Origin of the sequence: Parafrankia soli (assembly GCF_001854695.1) — a bacterium.
In the GTDB taxonomy this organism is placed as follows: Bacteria; Actinomycetota; Actinomycetes; order Frankiales; family Frankiaceae; genus Parafrankia; species Parafrankia soli.
In genome coordinates this window covers 23,587-44,907 of the sequence record NZ_MAXA01000191.1, presented here as the reverse complement: position 1 = coordinate 44,907, position 21,321 = coordinate 23,587, and the positions used below count along the sequence as shown (strand labels likewise).

The following is a 21,321-nucleotide window of genomic DNA, read 5'->3' as shown; positions in this document are numbered from 1 at the left end:
GGTGGCAGGGGTTTCTCGAGTCCCGGGGAGGGACTAGTCCCGGGCTATACGGACACCGCCCGTCCGGGCCAGGGGCACCACGATCGCGGGGGCCCGCGGTGCCGTCAGCTCCACCCGCGCCACGCCGGCGAACGGGTCAGCGTCGGCCCCGGCACCGGCGGCGGAGGGATCGGCCGGCGGGGCGGCAGGACCGGCCCCGATCCGTAGGCCGAGCGGGTCGCGGGCGCGGCGGGCACCGTCCCGGGCCGGTTCAGCAGGCTCTCGGCCTGGCGCTCGGTCAGCACCCGCAGCAGGCTCCCCCTGCGCAGCTCGATCCGGGGCGCGGGCGGCCGCCCGGCGGCAGCGTCGGATCGGCCCCCCCGGCTGTCCCGGCTCCCGCTGCCGGCGCGGCTCCCCCGGCCGTCGCGGCTCCCCCGGCCGTCGCGGCTCCCCCGGCCGTCGCGGCTCCCCCGGCCGTCGCGGCCGTCGCGGCCCGAGCCGCTGGACTGGCTGGACCAGCTCGGCCCGGTCGGCCGAACGAGCCGCGCCGGCGACGTCGCGGTGGGCCCGTGAAACGAGCTCCCCCGGTCGTCCACGGCCAACTGCCCGATCACCCGCACCCAGGTGCCCGCGAGCCGCGCAGGGTCGCCGTGGGTCGCGACGAGCTCCCTGCTGACCCGGTCCCACCCGACGACGCTGAAGCCGCCGCCACGGTCGTCCCCGAACTCCAGGACCGTGATCATGCCGGTGCGTTCCAGCTGCCGGACCCGGACGACCCGACCGACGACGGTGATCTCCTCCCCCCGGCGGGCGAGCAGACCGGCCCGGTCGAGAGCGGAGAGCACCCCGGGCCCACCGACGGGCACCGGGGCCGGCCGCAGCGGCCGGGTGCGCAGGTAACGCGCCGCGCTCACCGTGCTGACCACACCCACGGCGCCGGCCGGACGCGGGTGCCGTGTCACCGCCTCGTGCCCGCCCACCGGCACCGGACCAGCCGGCCGCGCCGGCCGCACAGGTCGCACCGGATGCGGCGGAAGCGCTGAACGGTCCGCGGGCGCCGCGCGGCCCGCGGGCGCCGGGCCGGCCGCGAGTGCCGGGCCGGTCACCCCGGCGCAGCCGGCCCCGCCCACCGCGCCCGACCGGTACGGAGCGCCCGACCGGTACGGAGCGAGCGCGTCGGCGTCGAGCACCGCCGGCACGTCCTGGAAGTCGACCAGGCAGGCGTCCCGCAGCCGGCGCGCGGCGGCCGCGACCCCGGGCATCCGCTCGAGGCGGGCGAACAGGGCCGAGGCGGACGGGTCGGCGAAGTCCGCGGCCGAGAAGATCAGGTTCTCGCCGGTGTTGAACTCACGCCACAGGCCCGGATTCCGGGCGAGGGCGGCGAGCGACACCGTGATCACCTCTTCGGCGAAGCGGTCGAGCGTGACGTCGTACTGGTTCGAGCGGTCCGGATGCTGGTAGTTGCGGTGGCCCCGCTCGGAGGCGCCGAGCCCGCTCAGCCCCGGCAGGTACATCCCGTCGTAGTCGACGAGCCGCACGGACGTGTCCGGCAGCACGAGGATGTTGCCGTGCTGCAGGTCGCCGTGCGCGGCACCGCGGCGGCGCAGCTCGGCGACGGCGAAACCCAGGCCGAGCCGGGCCCGGTCGAGGTGCGCGGGCCGGTCCAGGTTCTCCTGGACCCAGTCGTCGAGCCGCGCGCCGTCGATCCACTCCATCCGCACGATCGGCCAGCAGTGGCCGCGCACCCGGATCCCGGCCGGCTGGTAGTCCACGCCGACCAGGAAGTCCAGCGCGGCCGAGCGGACGAACTCGGCGATGCAGGCGTAGCGCAGCTCCAGGTTGTCGCTGTGCCGGTGGAAGCAGCGCACGGCGTGGCGCCGGCCGTCCAGGCTGACGTCGAAGGTCAGGGCGAACCCGCCGGTGGCGACCGCCGGCATGCCCAGCGGGGTCAGCCGCGGCACGCTCTCCCGCAGCTGGTCGTCCAGGAAGGACAGCCGCGGGATCTGGACGGCCTGCTGGTAGTCGAGCAGGGTTGGCAGTTTCATTCACATGCCCTCGGGCCGGCGCGGGCTCACGCTTGCACCACGCAGATCGTCGTGTCGTCGTCGGCGAGGTACCCGTGGTGCCGGTAGGCGGCGACGGCGCGGGAGAACCGGCCGGCGGTCTGCGCGAGCCAGCAGGGCGACGGCATCCGGCCGCGGGTCTCGGCCGCGTGCAGCAGGAGCCGGGCGAGCGCGTCGGTGGCGAGGACGAGCACGTCGCCAGGCCGCAGCTCACCGGTCAGCAGGGTCGGCTCCGGGGCGGACGGGCCGTGGCTGCCGACCAGCTCCGCGAACCGGGTGAAGTCGCTGGACCGCCCGACCGGGCCCACCGAGCGCGTCTCCCCGTCGCGTAGGTGGAACACGCACGAGTCACCGACACACGTCGCTGTCCAACTCTGGTTCGCGACGTCGACGGAAAGCCCGAGGAAAGACGCGTCTGCGCCCGACTGCAGCTTCGCCCGCGCGAACCAGGGCAGCCCCGGCCGGCTCACCTGCGCCCACCAGCGCTCGCGCAGCGCACGCAGGACGTCGGGAGCGAGCGGGTCGAGCCCGTCGTGGGCGTAGGCGTCGACCAGCAGCCGGCTCCACACCTCCGGTCGGGCCGAGGTCGACGCCCCGTCGGCCACGGCGAACCGGCCGAGCTCCGGCCGGATCGCGCAGCTGTCCTCGTTCTCCGCCGGCGACCGGCCGAGCCTCGCCACCGAGTGGGCTGTAGCCGCCAGAACAACGGCCGCTCCCGAGGGCATGGGCGTGGGTTTCGGCGCGGGCGGCGGTGCCGGCTGCGACGGCGCCGGCGAGGCGGTCGCCGGGCGCGCGGACGTCGCCGGGCGCGCGGACGTCGCCGTGGCGGGCAGCGGGGTCATCCCGCCGACCGCGGCCCGACGGTGAGGTCACGCAGGCCGGTCGGCGTGACCGCGCGGGTCCCGATGTCGAGGAACTCGATCAACGCGGTGACGTCGGCGTTGTAGAGGAATCCCCGCGAGCCCGTGCCGGCGGGATATCCCAGGCTGCCGGCCGCCGCCACCATCGTGGGGGGCAGCGCGCTCGACATGTCGAACAGCGCGCGGGCGAAGTCGTCGGGCAGATCGGCCCGGTCGTCGGGAAAGGTGACGGCGTTGCGCGCCGTGGCCGACAGGTGGGCGTTGAACAGCAGCGCGTCGCCGTCCGCCGTGCCGGCGGCCCGCACCCGGGCGGCGGCGATCCGCGGGTCACCGTCCGTGCTCTGACCGTCGGTGACGTTGACCACGATCGGCGGGAAGCTGGAGGCGTGCCCCCGGCACCACTCGTCGACGATCCAGGCGGCCGTCGTCAGCGCCTCTGCCATCGGGGTCCAGCCGTCCGCGACCGGGTCGACCCAGGCCGGGATCGGCGTCTGCACCTCGACCAGGCCACCGGCGCCGTCGGAGATCCGGCGCAGCACATGGTCGACCCGGTTCGGGTTCAGCGCGACCTCGCTGATGGGCAGCAGCGGCCGGCTCGCGCTCGAGCCGTACAGGACGGGCGACACACCGCGCCCATAGCCCAGAATTCCTACCTCGAAATAGTCGTAGACGCGGTCGTCACCTTTACTGCAGAGCAACACGGCGTTGCCGAGAAGCCGATTGACGGCGAGCGCGAGCTGGTCTGCCTTGCTCATCGCGCCACCGGCCCAGGTCTCGGCCATCGACGTCGAGTGATCGATGACGAGCAGCAGACAGGCCGGCTGCTTGCGATTGATCTCGGCGGAGTACATGTCCTTATCGTTTCATATCTCCTGGCCATTCCGACGCTCCGGTGGCGCTCGACAACAGTCCGCGCCCGGCCCGGTAACACCTTTTGATGAATGCGCGCCGGAATCTCGTCCGGGCTGCCCGACAACAACGGGCCGCGCCGGCGCGGGAGCGGTGCCCGCGGGCTCGGCGCGGCCTGCGGCGCCGCCCCGGAGCACCGGTCAGCGCGGTGCTCCGGGGCGGTCCGTCGATCCCGGCACGCCCGGCGCCGGCTCGCGGGACGCCTTACCTGCCGGGGCCGCCTCGTCGGCCGGGGGCGTCGCGTCGGCCGGGGGCGTCGCGTCGGGTGCCGCGCCGGCTGTCGGGTCCCGTCCCGGCGGGGCTCCCCGCAGGACCGCCAGGGCGTGCTCGTAGGCGTCGTGGGTGGGCAGCAGCCTGCGAACGTTCAGCGGCGCCAGGTCCTCGCGGTTCGTCCGGCCACAGCGGGGGCAGGTCTGCTGGCTCAGGGGCAGCAGCACGCCACAGCCACCGTCACCTGCTCCGCAGCGGCGCCAGTCGTCCCCCACCTCGATGCGCGATCGCTGGTGGGCGAGGCGCCCGGCACCGCCGCGCCCGAGGGCCCTGGCCAGCCGCCGGGCCGGGCGCGGCCAGCCGCCCCGGGCCGCCTGGTCGCCCGCCGTGCCCGCCGTGCCCGCCGGGCCCACCGTGCCCGCCGGGGCGCCCGGCGGCGTGGTCTCTCGCATGCGCGTCCTCGCTCCTCTGTCGGGCGATGGCGGTGATGTCCCGGCCTCGCTCACCGGCCTCCCGCACCGGCTTCGGTCACCGGCCGCACCGGCCCCGGCCGCCGGCGTCGGGCCGGCCGGCGAGGGACCGCCCAGCAGCCGCCAGCGGCCGCCGGCGCGGGACGCCGCCAGTCAGAGATACGCCCGGCGTCAGCGGAAAGCGACACTACGGATCGATGGTGATATCGACAATCCGTCGGTGCCAGCCAATGGCCCGAACGTCTCACGCGTTCGGGTCGCACGTCCTCATCTCGGCACCCGGGCGCGGGGTGGAATGACCCGCCGCTGCGGGGTCGGAGTACTGCCCGTTACCCCGTTTAGCGTAGCCCGATGGCGCCATCCCTATTTTGAGCCCATACCCGACGTGGGGCACGATTCGCCCGTGGTCGCTCCGTCGGCTTCTTCGCCGGCCGGGGTGCGCGGTCCCGACCGGGCCCGATATCCGCCGGGCGCCGCCCGATGACTTCCACGCGCGGGCCGAGCCGGTTCTCCCGCCCGTGTTCCCTCCACCGGACGGACCGAGAACCGCCGAAAAGGTCACGGGAAATCGCCCCGGCGCGGCGCCCAGCCGCCCCGCCTGCGCACGTCAGGAGTGTTCGGATGGACAGCACCCGCCCAGAGCAGGGCCGCTCCGGGGCGACCGCGGACCGGGCCCGCGACGCGTGGCGGGCCCGGCTCGCCGAGCTGTCGCCACCCGCCCAGATCGAGGCGCTGCTCGACCTCGTCGTCGACCACGTGGTCGTGGTCACCGGCAGCCACGGCGGCTCGGCGGGCGTCGACCGCGGTGCCCCCTGGCGCGCGCTGGGGGTCTACCGGCGCATCGCGGACGTCCTGCGGGCGAAGCTCACCGCGGCGACCGGGGTGCGGCTGCCGGCGACGGTGCTCTTCGAGCGCCCCACACCGAAGGCGGTGGCCTCGTTCCTGCACGCCGAGATCCTGGGCGTGCGCGAGGAGGCAGCCGACGCCGCGCCCGCGCCCACGCCGGCCGCACCGGCAGAGGGGGGCGGGCGCGGCGCCGATCCCGTGGTCGTGGTGGGCATGGGCTGCCGGCTGCCCGGCGCCGACTCGCCGGAGGCCCTGTGGGAGCTGGTGGCGCAGGGCCGTGACGTCGTCGCCGGCCTGCCGACGGACCGCGGCTGGGACCTGGACGGCCTGTACCACCCGGACCCCGAGCACCCGGGCACCGCCTACACCCGCCAGGGCGGCTTCCTCCCCGGGGTCGGCCTGTTCGACGCCGGCTTCTTCGGGATCGGACCCCGCGAGGCCACCGCGATGGACCCACAGCAACGGCTCATGCTCGAGGTGTCCTGGGAGGCGTTCGAGCACGCGGGCATCGACCCGCACCGGCTGCGCGGCAGCCGCACCGGGGTGTTCACCGGTGTCTCCCTGCAGGACTACGGCCCGCCCTGGCACGACGCCCCCGCCGAACTGCAGGGTCACCTGCTGACCGGCAACGCGCTGGGCGTGGTCGCCGGCCGGGTCTCCTACACCTTCGGCTTCGAGGGCCCCGCGCTGACGGTGGACACCCAGTGCTCCGCCTCGCTCGTCGCCGTCCACCTGGCGACCGCGGCCCTGTACGCCGGGGAGTGCGACCTCGCCCTCGCCGGCGGCGTCACCGTGATGAGCACGCCGTCCATGCTGATGGAGTTCAGCCGCAAGCGCGGGCTGGCGCCCGACGGCCGGTGCAAGGCGTTCTCCGCCGACGCCGACGGCACCGGATGGGCCGAGGGCGCCACCGTGGTCGTCCTCACCCGGCTCTCCCACGCCCGCGCGCGGCAGCTGCCGGTGCTGGCCGTCGTCGCGGGCAGCGCCGTGAACCAGGACGGCGCCAGCAACGGCCTGACCGCCCCCAACGGCCTGTCCCAGCAGCGGCTCATCCAGCAGGCCCTGGCCAACGCCGGCCTGCGCGCCGGCGACGTCGACGCGGTCGAGGCGCACGGCACCGGCACCCCGCTCGGCGACCCCATCGAGGCCCGCGCGCTGCTCGCTACCTACGGCGCCGGCCGGTCTCCGGACCGGCCGCTGTACCTGGGCTCCCTCAAGTCCAACATCGGCCATGCCCAGGCCGCCGCGGGCACCGCCGGCATGATCAAGATGATCGAGGCACTGCGCCACGAGACGCTGCCCGCCAGCCTGCACATCACCGTCCCCACCCCCCACGTGGACTGGGCGACCGGCGCCCTCACCCTCCTGACACAGCCCACGGCGTGGCCCGCCACCGCGCGGCCGCGCCGCGCCGCCGTCTCCGCCTTCGGCGTCTCGGGCACCAACGCCCACCTCATCCTCGAGGAGCCCCCCGGCCCGGCCCGCATCCCCGCGCAGGCCGCGCCTACCGCCGCGCCCACCGGCGCCGCCGAGGACCGGGACGCCGTCCGCGGCGGGGACACTCCCGAGTGGGCGGCCAACCTGCCCACGACGGTGATCCTCTCCGCCCGCGGTGACGAGGCGCTGCGCGCGCACGCCGCCCGCCTCGCCGACCACCTCGCCGGCCATCCGGACGTCACCGTCGACGACGCCGCCCACACCCTGGGCGCGCGTGCCCAGTTCCCCACGCGCGCCGCCGTCGTCCTGGACGGGCCGCCGACGGAACGGGCGTCCCACCTGGTTCGGGCGCTGACCACGCTGGCCGCCGGGCGGGCGGCGCCCGCTCTCATCCGCGGCAGCACCCCCGCGGACCTCGCCGGCGCCCGGATCGCGATGGTGTTCACCGGCCAGGGCAGCCAGCTCCACGGCATGGGACGGCGGCTGCACGCCGCCTACCCGGCCTTCGCCCGCGCGCTCGACGCCGCGTGCGACCGCTTCGAGCCGCATCTCGACGAGCCGCTGCGCGACGTCATGTTCGCCGCCCCGGACACCCCGCCCGCCGTCCTGCTGGACCAGACGCTGTACACCCAGTGCGCGCTCTTCGCCTACCAGAGCGCCCTGTTCCGGCTGTTGGAGAGCTTCGGGGTCACCCCGCACCTGCTGCTCGGCCACTCCGTGGGCGAGCTCACCGCGGCGCACGTCGCCGGCGTCTGGACCCTGTCTGACACGGCCGCGCTGGTCGCCGCCCGCGGCCGTCTCATGCAGAGCTGTGCGCCCGGCGCCATGGCCGCCGTCGGCGCGACCGAGGACGAGGTCCGTCGGTGCCTCGACGAGTACGGGGGCCGGGTCGACATCGCCGCCGTCAACGGCCCCACCGCCGTCGTCGTGGCCGGTGACTACGACKCCGTCGGCACGCTCGCGGCGCACTGGGCCGAGCAGGGGCGCCCGACCCGCGGCCTCGCCGTCAGTCACGCCTTCCACTCCGCGCACATGGATCCCGTCCTCGACCGCTTCGCCGCCGTCGCCCGCACGCTCGCCTACCGCCCGCCCGCCGTCCCGATCGCCTCCGCCCTCACCGGACGTCTGAGCACCGACCCGGATGCCCCGGTCGACCTCACCGACCCGGCGTACTGGGTCCGCCACATCCGCGAAACCGTCCGGTTCCACCAGGCCGTCACCCGCGCCGACGCCGAGAACATCACCACCTACCTGGAGATCGGGCCGAAGCCCACGCTGACGCCGTACCTCGGCGACGCCCGCGTGGTCACCGCGGCACGCCGCGGGCAGCCCGAGACCACCGCTCTGCACATCGGCCTCGCCGAGCTGCACACGCACGGCACCCCGATCGCGTGGCGGGCGGCCAACAACCCGCACGCCGCCAGCCGCCGGCCCGCCCACCGCCACCTGCCCACCTACCCGTTCCAGCGCCGCCACCACTGGACGGACCCGATCCGCCGATCCGCCCCGCCCGGCGCGCCCGGCCCGGACGGGTGGCGCTACCGCATCAGCTGGCGCTCCCGGCCCGTCCCCAGCACCGGCGCCCTGCCCGGGACGGACGGCACCCCGCCGCCGCTCACGGGCCGCTGGCTCCTGCCGCTCCCGCCCGCGGGCGTCACCGGCGAGGAGATCTCCCGCGTCTCGTGGATCGTCGAGCGCCTCGGCGGCACCGTGCTCCGCGTGCCACTGCGCCACGAGGACGCCGACCGGGCCCGCCTCGCCGCCCGCCTGCGCGCCCTCGGCCGGCCCGGTGCGATCGCGGGCCGGGGCGGCGTGCTGTCACTGCTCGGCCTCGACACGACGCGCCACCCCGACCACCCCGCGCTCACGACCGGTTTCGCCCTCACCTGCGCGCTCGCGCAGGCCCTGCACGACGTCGAGCTGGACGCGCCGCTGTGGACGCTCACCCGTGGCGCCGTCCGGACCGGGGCCGCAGCCGCGACGGCGGCCAGCGACCGGATTCTGGATCCGGCCGGGGCGCTGCTCTGGGGGCTGGGGCGGTCCCTCGCCCTCGAGCGGCCAGGTGCCTGGGGCGGTCTCGTCGACATCCCCGCCGAGCTGGACGACACCACGCTCGGCTGGCTCGGCGCCGCACTGACCGCACCGGACGGCGAGGACCAGTTCGCCGCCCGCCCGGCGGGGCTGCTGGTACCTCGCCTGGTCCGGGAGACCACGCCCGTCACCACCGCACCGTGGGACGTCCGCGGAGCGGTTGTGCTCATCACCGGAGGCACCGGCGCTCTCGGCACCCGGATCGCCCGCCGTCTCGCCCGCGACGGAGCCCGCCGGCTGATCCTGGCCAGCCGCCGCGGCCCGGACGCGCCCGGGGCGGCCGAGCTGTGCGCCGAGCTGACCGCCCTCGGCGTCCAGGCCGTCGTCCGTCGCTGCGACGCCTCCGCCGCCGACGCGGGCACCGCCGCGGCCGCCGGCACGGGCACGGGCACGGGCACAGGTCAGCTGGCCGCGCTCGTCCGCGAGCTCGCCGCCGATCCCGAGGCCCCGCTCACCGCGATCGTCCACGCCGCGGGCGTCGACGGCCCCATGGCCGCGCTGCCCGAGCTCGACCTGGGCCAGATCGCGGCCGTGCTCGCGCCCAAGGCCGGCGCCGCCGAGCTCCTGCACGAGGCCGCTGGGACCATCCCGCTCGTGTTCCTGTCGTCGGTCTCGGCGACCTGGGGCAGCGGCGGCCAGGCCCCGTACAGCGCGGCGAACGCCTACCTCGACGCGCTGGCCGCGTTCCGGCACGCCAGCGGGCACCCGGCCATCTCGGTCGCGTTCGGCCCGTGGGCCGAGGCCGGCATGGGCGCCGAGCCGGCCCGCCGTGACTACCTGCACCGCCGCGGCCTGAACCCACTCACCCCCGACCGGGCCATCGATGCCCTGGCCCAGGCGGTTGGCACCGGACGTCCCGGCCCGGTCACCGTCGCCGATGTCGACTGGGCGCGGTTCCTGCCCGCCTACACCGCCGCCCGGCCCTCACGCCTGTTCGACGAGCTACGCGCCACCGCCGACGAAGCCGCCTCCCCGGCCGCCGCCGGAACGCAGCCCGCGGATCTCACCGGGGCGCCGCGCGGTGATGGCGCGGAGCCGGGTGATGATCTCGCGGCGCTGCCCGCGGCGGAGCGGGGCCGGGCGCTGCGCGAGCTCGTCCGGGCCGAGGCCGCGGCGGTGCTGGGCCACCGTGAGGCCGACGAGGTCGAGACGGGACGCCGCTTCCTCGAGCTGGGCTTCGACTCGCTGGCCTCCGTGCAGCTCAGCCGCCGGCTGGCGGGTGCGACCGGGGTCGCGCTCGCCACCGCCGCGGTCTTCGAGCACCCCACCGTCGCCGACCTCGCCGACCACCTCCACGCCCTGCTCGCCAGCCGGCCCGCGCCCGGCGCCACCGGCGCCACCGGCGCGGTCGGTGCGGTCGGGAGCGGCACCCGAACCGGGACCGGCTGGACCTCGACCAGTGCCAGTGCCGCCGGCGTCCCCGCCGTAGGCGGCGCGGAGCCGGTCGGCGTCCGTGGGCTCTACCGGCAGGCGTGCGCCGACGGCAAGTTCGCCGAAGGGGTCGGGGTGCTGCGCGCCGCCGCAAAGCTGCGGTCGACGTTCACCGCGCCGAGCGAGCTGGCCAGGCGGCCACGTCCGGTCACCCTCGCGTCCGGCCCGGCCGGGCCGGCGCTGGTCTGCCTGCCGTCGATGGTCGCGCCGTCCGGGCCGCACACCTTCGCCCGGCTCGCCCTGCACCTGCACGGCCGCCGCGCCGTGCACGCGCTGGCACACCCCGGCTTCGGCGACGGCGAGCTTCTGCCCGCCACCGCCGATCTCGTGGTCGACCTGCACGCCGAGACGGTGGCCGCGCACTTCCCCGACACACCGGTCGCGCTCGCGGGCTACTCGTCCGGCGGCTGGCTGGCACACGCCGTCGCGGCGCGGCTGGAGGCACGCGGCATCCACCCGAGCGCCGTGGTCCTGCTCGACACCTGGCTGCCCGGCGACCGGATCCCCGAGGCCGACATCGCCGAGGAGCTGCGCGGCATCGCCGTCAACGACCAGGCGTTCGCGCTGATGACCGAGTCCCAGGTGACCGCGCAGGGCGCCTACCTCGACCTGTTCGAAGGATGGAAACCCACGTCGGTGCGTGCGCCGATCGTCCTCGTCCGCGCGGTCCAGCGCATGCCGGGGCAGCGGGCCGACCCGGACCCCGCGGGCCCGGTGACCGGCTGGGCGGACGAATGGGACCTGGCCTTCGACACGAGGGACACCGCCGGCGACCACCAGTCGATGATGAACGAGCACGCCGGCTCCACAGCGCGCACGGTCCACGCCTGGCTCGGCGACCTCCACGCACGCCGGTCCCCGGCCCGTACTGTCGCCAGCGGGACGGCTGTCCGCTGACGCCGCCAAAGCCCCATGCCCCCACGCCGGCCCGAACCCGGTCCAGGCCGGGGGTGTTGTCGGGCCCCCGGCCTGGACCATCCGTCACACCGTCCGCCGGGTTTCACTCCCGTGCCGCATGCCATTGCCCGGCTGGCGCGCGGGGCAGGCCGACGTCGGTCAGGTGCAGGATCCCGGGCCTTGCGGCCTTGACGTTGAAGGCGGCGTTGACCGCGGGCAGGGCGGTCATGGTGTCCCACTCGTGGTTGCCCCAGTGCTCGGGCGGGATGAAGCGGATCCGGGTGTCGATCCCCGGCTCCCCGTCGATGACCACGCGGTACTGGTCGTCGTTGAACTCCCAGTCCTCGTTCAGATGCTTGGTCAGGTACCAGCGGAACTTCATCTGGATGACCGTGCTGCCGCTCAGGTTGCCGTTCCAGCCGACCTCCACAGCGGCGTTCGTGCCCTTCTCGATGGTCATGTAGCCCAGGTCGACCGTCTGGGAGGCGGTGGCGTAGCCGAGGAAGAACTCGACGCTGTCGAGCGTGTATTCCAGGGCGTGCGCCATGCGCTGCACCGCTTCCTCGGCCGGCATCATCCACAGCTTCGCCATGTCGGCGATCTGCGGTGTGGTGCCGGTCAGGGAGATGCCCATGGCCTCCCAGGTCTCCTTCGACTCGTAGACGGAGCAGTCGGCGGCCTCCAGGATGGAGATCTTCCGTACGTCCCGGCACACGCCGGTCATGGCCGTCACCATCGTGTTGATCCACCCGGGGCTTATGCCCGTGATGTAGAGCGAGCTGTTCCCGCGGGCGCAGGCGGCCTCCAGCCGCTCCTTCGTCTCCCCCTTGACTCCGCCGACGTTGAAGAACAGGTTGGTGCTGACCACGTCCATTCCCGCCTCAAGCAGCGGCAGGACATGGTCGAGATCGGCCATGAAAGGGGTGTAGACGACGGTGTCCGCCTTGAGCGCGATCAAGGCGTCGATGTCGTTGGTCGCCGCGACGCCACACGGCGGCCGATCGCACAGCGTTCCCGCATCGGTGCCGGCCTTGTCCGCCGACCAGGCGTACACACCCACAAGGTCCAGACGCGGATCATCAAGTATCGCCCGTAACGTCAGCTTGCCCACTTTTCCGGTGGTCCACTGGATGACACGAAGCCTTTCCATACGCCTGCCCGTCCTCTCGGTCGAAGCGCCCTGCCGCCCCGATACGGGCGTCGGACCCGCGGCCGGCCGCACCTTCGACGCCGCCGACACCGGGAGCGGGACATCCGCTCCGTCTCACGTCACCGGAAACTCCTGATCCACCAGCCCCGCCGCTGAACACTTGTATAACAGCGGGGCACGGACCGTACAAGCTTCCGCAGACCCTGGTCCTGGCCACCGGACGGGCCGGTACGTCCGGTGGCGGCGTGGCACCCACAAGAGCCCGTCCAGCCCGACGACCGGGCCGTCCCCCGGGCATCGGTCTCCACCCGGCCACTGTGCCGCAGCCGTCCACGATTGTCGCCCCTCTGGATATTTCACTACTGAAGCGGCCCTCGCCCGTCTAGGCTCTCGTAGCGGGAACCGACGGAAGCACGGGAGGCCGCGTGCCCGACTTCAGCCACCTCAGTTTCGGTGCGCCGGCCGCCGAACGCGACATCAGGCGCGGGCTCGACGCCTACTTCATCGAGTCGGCCGCGTACCGCAACATGAACACCGGAACGAAGACGATCCTGGTCGCGAACCGGGGTGCCGGCAAGAGCGCGATCCTCAAGACCATGGCCCGCCGGCACCGCGACCGCGGGGCCTCGGTCATCGAGCTCGCGCCCGAGGACTACTCGTACGAATTCCTCAGCGGGGCGATGACCCGCGAGGCCGACGGCGCGTGGGCCAAGCTCGGCGCGTACGCCGTGGCCTGGAAATACCTGCTGCTCGTGCTCATCATGAAGGAGCTGACGAAACGGCACGGCCGGATAAGACGCGGCGCCGAGAGCCAGATATACGCCTACCTGCGCGACAATCACCGCGGCGCCGCAGTAACCCCGCTGGATTCGTTCGTCTCCTATCTGCGCCGCATCGAGTCGGTGAAGCTGGGAAGCTTCGAAGCCGGTATCCGCACGACGGAGCTCCAGCGCCTCTACAAACTCCAGGAGCTGGAACACCTGATCCAGCCGTTGAGCCGTCTGTGCGCGCGCTCGGGGGTCACCGTCCTGGTCGACGAACTGGACCGCGGCTGGGACGCGAGCGAGGACGCGCAGGCCTTCGTCGCCGGTCTCTTCCAGGCATGTATGTCGCTGAACGACCTCTCGCCGCACCTGCACGTCTTCATGTCGCTGCGCCAGGAGCTCTACGACAACATTCCCGCCCTCTACGACGACGCGCAGAAGTTCCGCGACCTGATCGAGGTGGTGCGGTGGGACGAGCCGCACCTGTGGCAGCTGATCGCCTGCCGTATCCGGCACACCGTGCCCGGGCTGAGCGGTGTGGGCGACGACGAGTGCTGGGCGGCGGTGTTCCGCGATCCGCGCTGGTCGTTCCGCTACATCGTCGACCGCTCGCTGCGCCGCCCACGCGAGATCATCCAGTACTGCAGCCACGCGCTCGAACACGCGCGCCAGAACCGGTCCGCCGGTGGCCAGCGGATCGCGCGGCGCGACATCCTCGCCGTGGAAGCCACCTACTCCGGCGAGCGGACCCGCGACATCGCCGCCGAGTACCGGTTCCAGCACCCGGGCCTGCTCAGCGTGTTCGAGGCGTTCCGCGGTCGCCCGGCGGTCTGGGCCCGGGACGACCTCGAGTACCTGCTGCTGGACATCGCGACGGGAGCCGTGCGGACCAGCAGGGAGGCCACGAAGTGGATCTCCGACCGGGATCCCGACCATCTGCTGGAGACACTGTGGAACGTGGGTTTCATCCGCGACCACTCAGTGCTGTCCGCATCGTGGGCGGGGAGCGATCGCGCTGACTCCCTCACCTCGACCAGGGGTGTCTCGACCTTCGCCGTGCATCCGATGTTCCGGCAGTACGTGGGAACCCTGGACTGAAGGTCGGCCCCGGCCGGGTGAAGATCGATCCGAGCACGGAGCACCACGGGTGGCCCACCGTGCCGCGCCGGCACGGCTGAGTAGTGCCCACCCGGCGGCCCAGCCGCGACCAGGCCGTCGGCGACCAGTTACGCGCAGCACGGCACGCACCACCTGAAGATGTCCGTCCGGGCGGTGCGCGGAATGCCGATCCGTCAAAACAACGGCACTAAGGGCATCCTGAGGGGCTTCCAGGGGTGAACATTGGGCGTGGTTTGGACGAGCGGGGGGCGCGTCAGACCGCGAGTGCCCGACACGTGTGCTGGAGGATGCGATGCCGTACCGCTTCGATCCCGAACTCGCCTCGCTGGTCGAGATCACGCCGCACGTCACCGTCGACGACATCACCGCGACGCGCGCCCGCGCGGCCGAGTTGATGCTCGCCGCCACGCGTGAGATCGACCTGAYCGGGGTCAACATCACCGACACCTGCGTACCCGGCCCACCGGACGCCCCCGACGTGGCGGTGCGCATCTACACGCCGGTCGGTGTCGCCCGACCCACCCCGGCCGTCCTGCACCTGCCCGGCGGCGGCTTCGTCGCAGGCGGCCTCGGGACGGAGCACCGCGCCAACATCGGGCTGAGCCGGGCCGTCGGTGCCGTCGTCGTCGCGGTGGACTACCGGCTGGCCCCCGAGCATCCCTATCCGTCCGCGCTCGAGGACTGCTACGCGGCCCTGTGCTGGATGGCGGCCCGCGCTGACCGGCTCGGCGTCGATCCGAACCGGATCGCCGTGCACGGGGCGCACGCCGGCGGGGGCCTGGCCGCGGCGCTGGCGCTGCTCACCCGTGACCGGGGCGGGCCCGCACTGTGCTTCCAGTGCCTGGACTTCCCCGAGCTCGACGACCGGCGCGCGGTGCCGAGCCTGGCGGCGGCCCCCGTAGGCCTCGGCGACGCGCTCGGCGGCGGCCACGAGCACCGTCCCGGAACGACCGGTGCCGGAACAGACAGCGCCGGGGCGGACGGCGGCTCCGTCGGTGCGGCGCGGCGGGCCGACACCGCCGTGCACTGGGACGCGTACCTCGGTGAGGGCCGGGCGGGAACCGACGGCGTACCGCTGTACGCGGCGCCCGCGCGGGCCGAGGACCTGCGTGGGCTGCCGCCGGCGTACGTCTGCGTCCAGGAGCGGGACCGCCTGCGCGAGCAGGGAGTCGCCTACGCCGACGCGCTGCGTTCCGCCGGTGTCCCGGCGCGGCTGCAGGTCGTCGCCGGCTCGGCCCCCGAGCCGGCGCCCAGGCGGCGCGCCGCCTCACCCGAGACGGTGGCCGCCCTCCGCGCCGCCCTGCACGGCCGCGACTGAGGCGCCGGGGGCCCGAGGACGGACCGCCGGCTCACGCAGCGACGGGGGCCGTCCAGGGTTGGTGGTGGGAGTGGGTAGTTGGAGCTGGGGCGTGGCTACCTGGTCAGTCGCGCTCGGTCGCGTCGGCACTGACCTCGGAGTCATCCACCTTGCGCTGGCCGGGGACGACCGACGGGCCGCTGGCCGCGTTGTGCCGGGTGTAGATCGCCTGGATCTCCTGCCGCGCCGCGGGCGTCTCGGTCGAGCTGATGACGAGATCGAACTCGTGGCGCATACGGCGGACGGCACGGCGGGCGGCAAGCTTCTGGTAGAGGCCCGGACGGTCGGAGCTGGTGAGGTTCACGTCAATCCCCCTGAAGCATCCTCAGTGGCGGCTGGATTTCGGGCGGCTGGATTTCGGCCGTCGCTATTAATAATGCCGCCGCGACGGCGCGATAATCCATACTGAGGACGTGACCTCGGCCGCACCTTCGGGGGTCGGACGCACTACAATGTGGGCCACGTCTATGCCGTGGGACACAACCCCGACGGAAGCGTCGGGGAACCGACACCCCGAGGTGGCGCGGGTCACTCACCGCCGATTGTCGTGACCCACGTCACGGGACGCCGAATCCCATCGAGAATCCCCGCCACGGGCGGGGCCGCGTTTCTCCCCCGCCTCGGGGGCGGGCCGGGCCGTCCGTCAGGGCCGGCGGGGCGGCCCGTCGGCGGCCGTCGGGACGCCGCCGCCCCGACCCTCCCCGCGGCGGCGGACCCGCCAGCACACCGGCTGACGTCCCGCTCAACGGGACACCCGGGGGTAGGAGTGCCTGGCACGACGGAGCAATCACCTCCGGCGGGGTCACCCCCACCCAGGTGCCGACTGCCGGCACCGGGCCCGCGCCGGCCACTTTCGCCGCACCTGGCCGTGACGCACGGCAGTGCACCCCTTCCTGTCGGGATGGTGACTTAGCCCGAGTAAAGACCGTTGGTGGTGAGCACATACAATTCTGTCTACCTGATCCCATCCCGCCGCCCCGCGCGCGGGATGATGCCGTCATCGAATTGGGAGGGCTCACATCGACCGCCACGAGCTCGTCGACCTCACGCGACGGGCGCTGAAAATAGCGACCGACAATACAACCGACATGACGCCGACGGAAGGCGGCGTGGCGGCGACGGCCTATACCAGCCGGGAACGTTTCGAACTGGAACGTGAAGTCGTCCGGCGTTCACCGCAGCTCGTGGGCTACAGCTCCGAGCTGCCCGAGGCCGGAACCTACTGCACAAAGACCGTGATGGACGTCCCCGTGCTGTTGACGCGCGGCGATGACGGAACGGTGCGCGCTTTCCAGAACGTGTGCGCCCACCGGCAGGCTCAGGTCGCCCAGGGCTGCGGCGTGGCGCAGCGGTTCACCTGCCCCTGGCATGCGTGGACGTACGACGCGCACGGCGAGTTCGTCGGTGGTCCGGGGCGGGAGGGCTTCCCCGCGACACTCAACGGTCAGGCGCGGCTCACCGAGCTGCCCGCCGCCGAGAACGCGGGGTTCCTGTGGGTCGGGCTGGACCCGGCCGCCGGGCCGCTCGACATCGACGCGCACCTGGGCGAGCTGGGCCCGGAGCTGGCGTCCTGGAACATCGGGTCGTGGGCGCCGGTGGGCGAGAAGGTCATCGACTCACCGGTCAACTGGAAGCTCGCGCTCGACACGTTCGCCGAGAGCTACCACTTCGCGTCGGTGCACCGGGACACGTTCGCGCTGATCAACAAGAGCAACTGCGCGCTGTTCGACTCCTACGGGCCGCACCACCGCCTGGTCTTCCCGATGAACCACATCACCGACCTGGCGGACAAGCCGGAGGAGGAGTGGGAGCCGCTGAACAACTTCGTGTTGATCTACGCCCTGTTCCCCAACATCGTCCTGTCCGTGACGGTCGCGAACGGCGAGGTGTTCCGGGTGTACCCGGGCGAGCGCCCGGGCCATTCGATCACCTACCACCAGAACGCGTCCCCGATGGACCTCACCGACGAGGCGACCCGGGAGACCGCGGAGACGATCTTCGACTACGCGCACAACGCCGTCCGCGACGAGGACTACGCGCTGGCGGCCCAGGTGCAGGCGAGCATGGCCTCGGGCGCGCGCGCGGACCTCGTCTTCGGGCGCAACGAGCCCGGCCTGCACCACCGGCACGAGGTTCTCGAGGACGCGCTCGGCCGCTAGCGGCCCGCGCGGACGACAACCGCCCCGTGCCGGCGGCGGCCGCTTCGCACCGGCGGAAGCCGGTCCGGCGGCGAGCCCGCACGCGGGAGGTCGGAACGATCAGGGAAAGGGCCCGTGCGGAGCCCGGGCCCTTTCCCTTGACCCACGTTCTCCTGACGTCCCGCTCCTGACACGTGGTCAGGCCGGCAGATCAGGCAAGCGTCGCGATGGCCTCGTTGAAGGTCTTCGACGGGCGCATCACGGCCGCGGCCTTGGCCGGGTCGGGCTGGTAGTAGCCACCGATGTCGGCCGGCGAGCCCTGCACGGCGAGCAGCTCGTCGACGATGGTCTTCTCCTGGGCCGCGAGGCTCTCGGCCAGGCCGGCGAACGCCTGCGCGAGCGCGGCGTCGGTGGTCTGCGCGGCCAGCTCCTGGGCCCAGTACATCGCCAGGTAGAAGTGGCTGCCCCGGTTGTCGATGCCACCGACCCGGCGGGTGGGCGACTTGTCCTCGTTGAGGAACGTCGCGGTCGCCCGGTCGAGGGTGTCGGCCAGCACCTGGGCGCGGGCGTTGCCCGTGCGCTGCGCGAGGTGCTCGAAGCTCACCGCCAGCGCCAGGAACTCGCCCAGGCTGTCCCAGCGCAGGTAGTTCTCCTTGACGAGCTGCTGCACGTGCTTGGGCGCCGACCCGCCGGCACCGGTCTCGAACAGGCCGCCGCCGTTCATCAGCGGGACGACCGAGAGCATCTTCGCRCTCGTGCCGAGCTCCAGGATCGGGAACAGGTCGGTCAGGTAGTCACGCAGCACGTTGCCGGTCACCGAGATGGTGCCCTCGCCGCGGCGGATGCGCTCCAGCGAGAAGGTGATCGCGTCGACCGGGGCCTTGATCTCGATCTGCAGCCCGGTGGTGTCGTGGTCGGCCAGGTAGGTCCGGACCTTGGTGATGAGCTGGGCGTCGTGCGCGCGGGTCTCGTCGAGCCAGAACACGGCCGGGTTACCGGTGGCGCGGGCCCGGGTGACGGCGAGCTTCACCCAGTCGCGGATCGGGGCGTCCTTGGTCTGGCAGGCGCGGAAGATGTCACCCGCGCTCACGGTCAGCTCGAGGACCGCCGTGCCCGCCCCGTCGACGAGCCGCACGGTGCCGGTCGTCGGGATCTCGAAGGTCTTGTCGTGGCTGCCGTACTCCTCGGCCTTCTGCGCCATCAGGCCGACGTTGGGCACCGAGCCCATCGTCGCCGGGTCGTAGGCGCCGTGCGCGCGGCAGTCGTCGATGACGGCCTGGTAGATGCCGGCATAGCTGCTGTCGGGCAGGACGGCGAGGGTGTCCGCCTCGGCACCGTCCGGCCCCCACATGTGGCCGGAGGTGCGGATCATCGCCGGCATGGACGCGTCGACGATGACGTCGCTGGGCACGTGCAGGTTCGTGATGCCCCGGTCGGAGTCGACCATGGCCAGCGGCGGGCCGGCGGCGAGCTCGGCGGCGAAGGAGGCCTTGATCTCGGCGCCCTCGGGCAGCGCCTCCAGCCCCTTGAAGATGCCGCCGAGACCCTCGTTGGGGGTCAGGCCGGCGGCGGCGAGCACCGCGCCGTGCCGGGCGAACGTCTCCGGGAAGAAGGCCCGCACCACGTGGCCGAAGATGATCGGGTCGGAGACCTTCATCATCGTGGCCTTCAGGTGCACCGAGAACAGCACGCCCTCGGCCTTGGCCCGGGCCACCTGCGCGGTGAGGAACTCGCGCAGCGCCCCGACCCGCATGACGGAGGCGTCGACGACCTCACTCRCGAGCACCGGTACCGACTCGCGCAGGACGGTCGTGGTGCCGTCGTCGCCGACCAGCTCGATGCGCAGGGCGCCGTCCGCGGCGATCACCGCGGACTTCTCGGTCGAACGGAAGTCGTCGGCGTCCATGGTCGCGACGTTCGTCTTCGACTCGGCGCTCCAGGCGCCCATGCGGTGCGGGTGCGCCTTCGCGTAGCCCTTCACCGACGCCGGCGCCCGGCGGTCGGAGTTGCCCTCGCGCAGCACGGGGTTGACCGCACTACCCTTGATCTTGTCGTAGCGGGCGCGGACCTCCCGCTCCTGGTCGGTCTTCGGGTCGTCGGGGTAGTCGGGCAGCGCGTAGCCCTGCTGCTGCAGCTCGACGACCGCGGCCCGCAGCTGCGGGATCGACGCCGAGACGTTCGGCAGCTTGATGATGTTCGCCTCGGGCGTGCGGGCCAGATCGCCGAGCTCGGCGAGCGCGTCGTCGATGCGCTGGGACGGCTCGAGGTACTCCGGGAAGCTGGCGATGATCCGCCCGGCCAGGGAAATGTCGCGACTGACGACACTGACCCCGGCCGTCGACGCGTACGCCTGCACCACCGGCAGGAACGAGTACGTCGCCAGAGCCGGCGCCTCGTCCGTCTGGGTGTAGATGATCACCGAATCAGTCACCGATACTCCGCTTCACGTCTACTACTTCGTGTCGTATCAAGGTATGCCCTGCCCGTCCCGAGCCTCTGATCCTTGCGCAGAGGCATGTGGCACCGTGCGTTGCCGCTCGTCCCGGCCATCCACTGTCGCCGCCCGCGGGTGCGCCGTGCCACCGTTTGCGACCTGCGCGACCCGGCGCCCACCGCCAGGGCGGTGAACCGGGCCGGGTGGCCGGTGCGGCTGGGCGGCGCGCTACGCGAGTGCCAGTTCCTCGAGCACGGCGGGGTCGGAGAGGTCGCGGCCCTGCGCCGCCGCCTCGGCGTACCGGAGCTCCGCGGCGGCGTCGGCCTCCTCCATGGTCTCACCGGCCCTCCAGTAGGCGGAGGCCCGCAGGTCACCGCGCGGCACGCCGAGATCCTCCGCGAGCAGGCGGCGGATCACCCGGACCTCGCTCGCCTCCGCCGCGACGAAGGCCAGCGCGCCACCGTCCGGCCTGGTCAGGGCCCGCACCGCGGCCGGCAGCCCGCCGGCGGGCACCAGGCGCAGGTCGTCGCCCGGGCGTTCCGGCAGAAGCCCGAGATCCTGCTCGACGAGACCGCTGAGGAGAACCACTGCCGGCTGCCCGGCGGGCAGCGCGGCGAGGATGGCCGCGACCGCCGGAAGCCCGCTACCGTCGGCGACGAGGATCGCGGTGCTGGTCCGCGCTGGCGCGCCGGCTTCCGGCGGGGCGAACTCGACCCGCATCCCGAGAAGGTCCGCGGTGTCGCCGGGCCGCAGGCGGTCGAGCCAGCCGGCGGCGGACCCGGAGCCGTGCCGGTGCACGTCGAAGGTGAGCCGGTTCGCCGCCGGGTCGAACGTGCGCACAGTGAAGGCCCTCGACAGTTCGGCCCGATCATCCGGCCCGGCCGCGCCCGCGTCGGCCCCGGAGCCGGTGCCGGCCGCGGCGGGCGGGTGGAGGAAGAGTCGGAAGGCGTCGGCGGGCAGCGGGTCGATGTAGGCCGACAGCCCGTCGCCGCGCACCGTGACCCGACGGAAGGACGGCGAGACCACGGCGACGGCCTCGACCGCCACCTCACACTGGATCATGCGGCCGGCCCGCCGCGCGGACGCGGCACGAATGGACTCACGCAGAGTGGCCACGGTTCAGCTCCTCGATCGGCTGCGTCACGGCGCACGCTCAGCGAGGATGG

Annotated in this window: 12 protein-coding genes; 4 read left to right on the top strand and 8 right to left on the bottom strand. The window is 73.6% G+C overall.

The window, feature by feature from the left end; all coding sequences use genetic code 11:
* Nucleotides 1-104 precede the first annotated feature (104 nt).
* The 4 genes from BBK14_RS40135 to BBK14_RS38940 form a co-directional block, all read right to left on the bottom strand.
* The gene (locus tag BBK14_RS40135) at nucleotides 105-2,024 is read right to left on the bottom strand and encodes a protein kinase family protein (protein ID WP_071063102.1); all 1,920 of its coding nucleotides are present in this window, start codon (nucleotides 2,022-2,024) and stop codon (nucleotides 105-107) included.
* Between the two features lie 26 nt (nucleotides 2,025-2,050).
* Entirely contained in the window at nucleotides 2,051-2,884 is an 834-nt protein-coding gene (locus BBK14_RS15250; protein WP_071063100.1) for a protein phosphatase 2C domain-containing protein, read from the bottom strand.
* Entirely contained in the window at nucleotides 2,881-3,753 is an 873-nt protein-coding gene (locus BBK14_RS15245; protein ID WP_020461782.1) for a vWA domain-containing protein, read from the bottom strand. Before BBK14_RS15245 ends, BBK14_RS15250 begins: the two co-directional genes overlap by 4 nt.
* A gap of 198 nt (nucleotides 3,754-3,951) precedes the next feature.
* Nucleotides 3,952-4,473, bottom strand: a complete 522-nt coding sequence (locus BBK14_RS38940) for a hypothetical protein (RefSeq protein WP_071063098.1) — start codon at nucleotides 4,471-4,473, stop codon at nucleotides 3,952-3,954.
* A gap of 639 nt (nucleotides 4,474-5,112) precedes the next feature.
* Between BBK14_RS38940 and BBK14_RS15235 the strand changes: the two genes are divergently transcribed.
* Nucleotides 5,113-11,193: a type I polyketide synthase gene (locus tag BBK14_RS15235; protein WP_071063096.1), complete on the top strand. Its 6,081-nt coding sequence runs from the start codon at nucleotides 5,113-5,115 to the stop codon at nucleotides 11,191-11,193.
* 103 nt (nucleotides 11,194-11,296) lie between these two features.
* Here BBK14_RS15235 and BBK14_RS15230 read toward each other — a convergent pair whose 3' ends face one another.
* A complete protein-coding gene (locus tag BBK14_RS15230; RefSeq protein ID WP_071063094.1) occupies nucleotides 11,297-12,343 on the bottom strand; it encodes an NAD(P)H-dependent amine dehydrogenase family protein in 1,047 nt (348 codons plus the stop codon).
* A 425-nt stretch (nucleotides 12,344-12,768) separates the two neighbouring features.
* On the opposite strand from BBK14_RS15230, the gene BBK14_RS15225 reads away from it, so the two are divergent.
* Together BBK14_RS15225 and BBK14_RS15220 are read left to right on the top strand one after the other, a co-directional pair.
* Nucleotides 12,769-14,205, top strand: coding sequence for a P-loop ATPase, Sll1717 family (locus BBK14_RS15225; RefSeq protein WP_071063092.1), 1,437 nt, complete (start codon nucleotides 12,769-12,771; stop codon nucleotides 14,203-14,205).
* Between the two features lie 313 nt (nucleotides 14,206-14,518).
* Complete coding sequence (locus BBK14_RS15220) at nucleotides 14,519-15,544, top strand: alpha/beta hydrolase fold domain-containing protein (protein WP_071063090.1); 1,026 nt, start codon at nucleotides 14,519-14,521, stop codon at nucleotides 15,542-15,544.
* Nucleotides 15,545-15,647: 103 nt separating this feature from the next.
* Here BBK14_RS15220 and BBK14_RS15215 read toward each other — a convergent pair whose 3' ends face one another.
* A complete protein-coding gene (locus tag BBK14_RS15215; RefSeq protein WP_020461788.1) occupies nucleotides 15,648-15,887 on the bottom strand; it encodes a hypothetical protein in 240 nt (79 codons plus the stop codon).
* A gap of 784 nt (nucleotides 15,888-16,671) precedes the next feature.
* On the opposite strand from BBK14_RS15215, the gene BBK14_RS15210 reads away from it, so the two are divergent.
* Nucleotides 16,672-17,742, top strand: coding sequence for an aromatic ring-hydroxylating oxygenase subunit alpha (locus tag BBK14_RS15210; protein WP_071063088.1), 1,071 nt, complete (start codon nucleotides 16,672-16,674; stop codon nucleotides 17,740-17,742).
* A gap of 190 nt (nucleotides 17,743-17,932) precedes the next feature.
* On the opposite strand, the gene BBK14_RS15205 is transcribed toward BBK14_RS15210, so the two are convergent.
* Nucleotides 17,933-20,152, bottom strand: coding sequence for an NADP-dependent isocitrate dehydrogenase (locus BBK14_RS15205; RefSeq protein WP_071063086.1), 2,220 nt, complete (start codon nucleotides 20,150-20,152; stop codon nucleotides 17,933-17,935).
* A 231-nt stretch (nucleotides 20,153-20,383) separates the two neighbouring features.
* The gene (locus BBK14_RS15200) at nucleotides 20,384-21,271 is read right to left on the bottom strand and encodes a siderophore-interacting protein (protein WP_071063084.1); all 888 of its coding nucleotides are present in this window, start codon (nucleotides 21,269-21,271) and stop codon (nucleotides 20,384-20,386) included.
* Between the last annotated feature and the right edge of the window lie 50 nt (nucleotides 21,272-21,321).